This window comes from Streptomyces ossamyceticus (assembly GCF_001418475.1).
GTDB classification, from domain to species: domain Bacteria; phylum Actinomycetota; class Actinomycetes; order Streptomycetales; family Streptomycetaceae; genus Streptomyces; species Streptomyces ossamyceticus.
Map to the genome: position 1 here is coordinate 24,123 of NZ_LIQX01000058.1, position 6,478 is coordinate 30,600.

Below are 6,478 nucleotides of genomic sequence, written 5' to 3' on the forward strand. Positions count from 1 at the left end.
CATGGCACGACTCGCCCGGACCGCCGGTCTGACCGACATCCAGCAGGAGATCCTCTCCACCGTCCGTGACTTCGTGGACAAGGAGATCATCCCGGTCGCGACCGAGCTGGAGCACCGCGACGAGTACCCGCAAGCGATCGTCGACGGGCTCAAGGAACTGGGTCTGTTCGGTCTGATGATCCCCGAGGAGTACGGCGGTCTGGGCGAGTCCCTCCTCACCTACGCGCTGTGCGTGGAGGAGATCGCCCGTGGCTGGATGTCCGTGTCCGGGATCATCAACACGCACTTCATCGTGGCGTACATGCTCAAGCAGCACGGCACCGAGGAGCAGAAGGAGTACTTCCTGCCGCGCATGGCGGCCGGCGACGTCCGCGGCGCCTTCTCGATGTCGGAGCCGGGGCTCGGCTCGGATGTGTCGGCGATCACATCGAAGGCGGTCAAGGACGGCGACGAGTACGTCCTGAACGGTCAGAAGATGTGGCTGACGAACGGCGGGACGTCAACCCTCGTCGCCGTTCTCGTCCGAAGTGACGAAGGACACCCCGAGGGCACGGCGCCCCACAAGTCGATGACGACCTTCCTGGTCGAGAAGGAGCCCGGCTTCGGAGAGGTCCGGCCCGGCCTCACCATTCCCGGGAAGATCGACAAGATGGGGTACAAGGGCGTCGACACGACCGAACTCATCATGGACGGACTACGCATTCCGGCCAATCGTGTACTCGGCGGCGTCACCGGCCGAGGGTTTTACCAAATGATGGACGGTGTCGAGGTGGGCCGCGTGAACGTGGCCGCACGTGGCTGCGGTGTCGCGCAGCGTGCATTCGAGCTGGGTGTGCAGTACGCCCAGCAGCGCCACACCTTCGGCAAGCCGATCGCCCAGCACCAGGCGATCCAGTTCAAGCTGGCCGAGATGGCTACCAAGGTCGAGGCCGCTCATGCCATGATGGTGAACGCAGCACGCAAAAAGGACTCGGGCGAACGAAACGACCTCGAAGCAGGGATGGCGAAGTACCTCGCCTCCGAATACTGCAAAGAAGTCGTCGAGGACGCTTTCCGGATCCACGGCGGCTACGGCTTCTCCAAGGAGTACGAGATCGAGCGCCTCTACCGCGAGGCCCCGATGCTGCTCATCGGTGAAGGTACCGCCGAAATCCAGAAAATGATCATCGGTCGCCGGCTGCTCGAGGAGTATCGATTCCAGGGTTAGTCCAGGGTCGAATGTCTGGTTCGGGGTGTTTTCTTCGAGAAGAAGATCACACCCCGTCAGCACTCTTCGGCCGTCGACTCGGCTTCCTGGCTTGCCCAGTTGCGGCCCGCGACCGGTACGATCCCCGGAAAGCCGCCGTCCCCTGTCACCGCGCGGCATCATCCGCTACGAAGGTCATCCATGCCCCACAGCCAAACCTCTGCACCTCGCGACAGCCTCGCCGGCGTACGGCTCGCGCGCGGAGCATCGCCGTGGCTTCTCCCGACCGTCGCCACCGCAGCACTCAGCCTCGCCCGCTCGCGCCGCTCCGGCGCCGCGCGGGCCGTGGCCGTACCCGCCACCGCGCTGGCGGCGGGCATGCTGTGGTTCTTCCGCGACCCCGAGCGTGAGATCGCCCAGGGCCGGGTCATCTCGCCCGCCGACGGAGTGGTGCAGAGCATCATGCCGTGGAAGGACGGCCGGACCCGCGTCGCGATCTTCATGAGCCCGCTCAACGTCCACGTGAACCGCGCGCCGCTCTCCGGCACGGTGACGTCCGTCGAGCACATCCCGGGCGGGTTCGTCCCGGCGTTCAACAAGGAGAGCGAGAACAACGAGCGCGTCGTCTGGCACTTCGACACCGAACTCGGTGACATCGAGATGATCCAGATCGCCGGCGCCGTGGCTCGCCGCATCGTTCCGTACGTTCCCGAGGGCACCAAGGTCGAGCAGGGTGACCGGATCGGGCTGATCCGCTTCGGTTCGCGGGTCGACATCTACCTGCCCGAGGGCGTGGAGGTCGACGTCGAGGTGGGCCAGAAGACCGTGGCTGGAGTGACTCGCATTGACCGTGATTGATCCTGATACACAGGCCGGGAAGACCGGCCCGGCGACCGACTGGATGCCGGACGTCGACGAGGCGGAGGACGACGCGGAGGAGATGCCGCTGTCGCTGCGCCTGTCGATAGCGGACACGCTCACCCTGGGCAACGCCACGTGCGGCTTCATGGCGGTGTACTTCACCACCACGGGCATCCTGATCCCGCACATCACGGGCAGCCAGGAGACGGGCATGGCCCGCCACAGCGCGGCCACGGCGGTCATCCTCATGCTCTGCGCGGCGATCTTCGACCTGTTCGACGGGCTGGTGGCGCGCAAGCTCCGCTCCTCGCCGATGGGCGCGGAGCTGGACAACCTCTCCGACCTGATCAGCTTCGGTCTGGCGCCGGCGTACTTCGTCCTCGTCTACGGCATGGTCGCGAACGACGCGCACCAGCGGGTGGCCGCGGTGGGCGCGATCGTCGTGCTGCTGGCGGTGGTGCTGAGGCTCGCCAGATTCTCGTGCGTGACCGTGAAGGACGGCACCTTCCAGGGCATGCCGTCGCCGTTCGGCGCGCTGACCGTGGTGTCGATCGTGCTCCTGGAGCTGCCCTTCGAGGCGACGCTCCTGGCGATCCTCGGCACGGCGTGGCTGATGGTGAGCCGGGTCGAGTACCCGAAGCCGCGGGGTGTCCTCGCGGTCGCGATGCTCTCCTGGATCGTCCTGTCCATGGGTCTGCTGGCGGCGTGGGCCTTCGCCGCCCCCGGCGGCCAGTTCCTCCTCCAGGCCGGCTGCGCCCTCCAGCTCGTCATGGGCGCGGTCATCCCCCTGTTCGCCACGGCCCGCCGGGTGAACAACTTCCGCGACAACCGGCGCGAGGCGCGGGCGGCACAGCTTCCCTGACGCCTTCCGTCACCGACAGGTGTGGCCCGAGCCTTTCCGGCTCGGGCCACACCTGTTTCGCGGTGGAGGGCCTCGGCAGCGGCAGCTACTTCCGCGCATTCGACGGCAACCTGATCGAGCTGCCCCAGGGACGCTGCGCAACCCCCCGCAGCGCCCGCACCATCCCCTGACGGATCAGGTCAGGTCAGGAAGTCCCGGGCGATTCCCTCGGCCACCCGCTCCAGGATCGGGCCCGGGTCGGCGAGGCAGCGGGCCACGTCCGGCTCGGCCTCCGTCAGCGGGTACGCCCGGCGGATGCCGGCGCGGCCCAGCGCCTCCGGGGGCAGGGCCAGGCGGCCGCAGACCGCCACGACCTCCTTGCCCACGGCCCGCGCGGCCGCGGCGACCCCCGCGGGCGCCTTGCCGTGCAGTGTCTGCTCGTCCAGGGAGCCCTCGCCGGTGATCACCAGCGTGGCCCTGTCCAGTGCCCGCGCGAAGCCCAGGACGTCGAGCATCACCTCGATGCCGGGGCGGAAGCGGGCGCCGAGGACGAGGGCGCCGTAGCCGATGCCGCCTGCGGCGCCCGCGCCGGGCGCGAGCGCGTGCTCGGCGGCCAGACCGCCGAGCGGCTTCTCCAGGACGGCCGCGAAGTGGGCGAGCGCCGCGTCGAGCACCGCCACGTCCTCAGGGCTCGCGCCCTTCTGCGGGCCGTACACCGCGGGCGCCCCCTTGGGGCCCGTCAGCGGGTTGTCGACGTCGCTCGCCAGGACCAGGTCGAGGGAGGCGAACCTGGGGTCCAGGTCCGACAGGTCCGCCGTCACCAGGTCGCGCAGTCCGCCGCCGCCCGGCCCGACGGGCTCGCCCGCCGCGTCCAGGAAGCGCGCGCCCAGGGCGGCGAGCATGCCCGCGCCGCCGTCCGTCGTGGCGCTGCCGCCCACCCCGAACACGATCGTGCGGGCGCCCGCGTCGAGCGCGGCGCGCAACAGCTCTCCGGAGCCGTAGGTGGAGGCGGTGAGCGGGGCGAAGACCCCCGGGGGCAGCAGCTGCAACCCGCTCGCCTCGGCCATCTCGACCACGGCGGTGTCGCCGCGCAGCGCGTACGCGGCGGTCACGGGCTCGCCCAGCGGGCCGGTCACCCGTACCTCGTGGCGGGAGAAACCGGCGGCGACCGCGGCGGCCACCGTGCCGTCTCCCCCGTCGGCCACCGGTAGCGCCTCGACCTCCAGGTCCGGCAGGACGCGGCGCAGGCCCGCCGTCACCCGCTCGGCGACCTGGACGGCGGTGAGTGTGCCCTTGAACTTGTCCGCGGCGATCAGTACCCGCGGGATTGCCGTGCCGGTGTCGGTCCCGTCCACTGCGGCGTTCGCCACCTTGCGTTCCCCTCGCTCGTCGGGCCTTGCGCATGTCAAGGCAGTCGCGCCGCTGTGACCCTAACCTCACCCGGGCCGCTCCGTCATGCCCCGTCCCGCCCATCGAGCGCGACACGCCGCGTACGCGCCCGTTCACCGAGCGCCGATCCGCGGAATTGGGTAGACCTTCAGCCATGACCCCTGTGGGCAGCGAACTCGCCGACCGCGTACTCGGAGGCTGGCTGGGCCGGATCGCGGGCAACATGCTCGGCAAGCCGGTCGAGCGGGGCGACCACTGGACACGGGAGCGCATCGACCACTATCTGCGCCGCGCCGACGCGCTGCCCCTCACCGACTATCTGCCGGAACCGGTCGACGACGGCGACCGGCTCGCGCTGCGTCCGGAGTGGCGGGAGTGCGTGCGCGGCCGCGTCCACGGCAGCTGCCGCGACGACGACGTCGACTACGCGATCCTCGGGCTGCACCTGCTGGAGACACACGGTTTCGACTTCACCACCGAGCAGGTCGGCGACCTGTGGCTGTTGCGGTTGCCGTATCTCCAGACGTTCACGGCGGAGCGGGTGGCCTACCGCAATCTGGCCAATGGTCTGAAGCCTCCGCTGACCGCCACGTACGACAATCCGTACCAGGAGTGGATCGGCGCCCTCATCCGCGCCGACATCCACGGCTGGACCAGCCCGGGTGCGCCCAAGCGGGCGGCCTCGCTGGCCCGCCGTGACGCGGTCCTGTCGCACACCGGGAACGGCGTGTACGGGGCGATGTGGGCGGCGGCGCTGGTCTCGGCGGCGTTCACGGCGGGCACCGTCCGCGAGGCCGTGGAGCAGGCGCTGACGGTGATCCCGGCGAGCAGCCGGCTCGCGCGGACCGTACGGCGGGTCGGCTCGCTGCACGAGACGGGGATGGCCTGGGACGACACGCTCACGACGGTGGCGGAGGAGACCGCGGGGGCGCACTGGATCCACACGATCCCGAACGCGGCGGTGCTCACCGCCGGGCTCCTGTACGGCGACGGCGACTTCACCCGCACCGTCGCGCTGACCGTGCGCGGCGGCCTGGACACCGACTCGAACGGCGCGACCGCCGGTTCGGTGGCGGGGGTGCTGTGCGGAGCCGTGGCGATCCCGGACCGGTGGAAGGACCCGCTGGAGGACACCGCGCGCAGCGCCGTGTTCGGTTTCGACGGGGTGCGGATCAGCGAACTCGCGGAGCGGACGGTGCGGTTGGCGCGGGCCTCTGTGTGAGGACGGGTGCCGTCTACTCTTCCTGGATGGCCACTCAAGACTTCGCCGCGTACATCGCGAGCCTCCCGAAGGTCCTCGCGGGCGCCGCCGCGATCCTCCGTGACGCCGAGGGGCGGGTCCTGCTCGTGGAGCCCAACTACCGCGAGGGGTGGGCGCTGCCGGGCGGGACGATCGAGTCGGACGACGGGGAGACGCCCCGGCAGGGCGCGCGGCGCGAGACCGCCGAGGAGATCGGCCTCGACATCGAGCCCGGGCGGTTGCTCGCCGTGGACTGGGTGCACGGCGTGGGGCGGCCCCCGCTGGTGGCGTACCTGTACGACGGCGGGGTGATCGGGGAGGGCGAGCTGTCCCGTATCCGGTTGCAGGAGGAGGAGTTGCTGTCGTGGCGGCTCGTGCCGCGGGGCGAACTGACCGGGTACCTGCCGGAGGTGCTGGGCCGCCGTGTGCTCGCCGCGCTGGACGCGTTGGCGGACGGCACCGGCCCGGTGGAGTTGGAGAACGGGATCCGGGTCGGCTGAGGACCGTCGACAATGCGCCACGGCTACCCCCTGTCGCGAGGAGCGGCCGTTGACAGGAGTCAATTGACCTACGGTCAAGTCCCCTTGTACGGACGGTGAAAAGGTGTCCGCGATCGTTGCTGGAAAATTAAAGCGTTGGCTGAAAACGCTGCCCCCTGGTCACTTCAGCCTCTAGGCTGACCGCAGACCCCGTCCGAGCGACCGCCCAGTGCTCACCCGCTCCGGTACCGGGGGCGGCACTCGGGATCCCTGGACCGGCATCCCGGGCGCGGGCCGCGGCTTCGGCAGGATTGCGGGGCTCTGGGGGGCGGTCGTACGGGGTCCCCCCGGACACGCCGGTCTCCCCCCACCCCGCGCGGGCCGTTTCCCGCCCGGCTTGACCGAGAACAGGCAGCTGAGGTCATGGAACCACTTGGTCCTGACGATCCCGAGGTACTGGGTCCCCACCGGCTCGCGGCCCG

General features: G+C 70.3%; 6 protein-coding genes. 5 read left to right on the forward strand and 1 reads right to left on the reverse strand.

Annotated elements, in window-relative coordinates:
• Position 1 precedes the first annotated feature (1 nt).
• The 3 genes from AOK15_RS05470 to pssA all read left to right on the forward strand — a co-directional run bounded on the left by AOK15_RS05470 (position 2) and on the right by pssA (position 2,909).
• On the forward strand, positions 2–1,207 hold the full coding sequence (locus tag AOK15_RS05470) for an acyl-CoA dehydrogenase family protein (protein ID WP_055513345.1): 1,206 nt from the start codon (positions 2–4) through the stop codon (positions 1,205–1,207).
• A gap of 180 nt (positions 1,208–1,387) precedes the next feature.
• Positions 1,388–2,044, forward strand: coding sequence for a phosphatidylserine decarboxylase (locus AOK15_RS05475; protein ID WP_079049686.1), 657 nt, complete (start codon positions 1,388–1,390; stop codon positions 2,042–2,044).
• Between the two features lie 43 nt (positions 2,045–2,087).
• A complete protein-coding gene (gene pssA, locus AOK15_RS05480; protein ID WP_055513347.1) occupies positions 2,088–2,909 on the forward strand; it encodes a CDP-diacylglycerol--serine O-phosphatidyltransferase in 822 nt (273 codons plus the stop codon).
• Between the two features lie 179 nt (positions 2,910–3,088).
• On the opposite strand, the gene AOK15_RS05485 is transcribed toward pssA, so the two are convergent.
• Entirely contained in the window at positions 3,089–4,258 is a 1,170-nt protein-coding gene (locus AOK15_RS05485; protein WP_055513349.1) for a glycerate kinase, read from the reverse strand.
• A gap of 173 nt (positions 4,259–4,431) precedes the next feature.
• On the opposite strand from AOK15_RS05485, the gene AOK15_RS05490 reads away from it, so the two are divergent.
• Entirely contained in the window at positions 4,432–5,499 is a 1,068-nt protein-coding gene (locus tag AOK15_RS05490; protein ID WP_055513351.1) for an ADP-ribosylglycohydrolase family protein, read from the forward strand.
• Positions 5,500–5,525: 26 nt separating this feature from the next.
• Positions 5,526–6,017, forward strand: a complete 492-nt coding sequence (locus tag AOK15_RS05495) for an NUDIX domain-containing protein (RefSeq protein ID WP_055513354.1) — start codon at positions 5,526–5,528, stop codon at positions 6,015–6,017.
• Positions 6,018–6,478 lie beyond the last annotated feature (461 nt).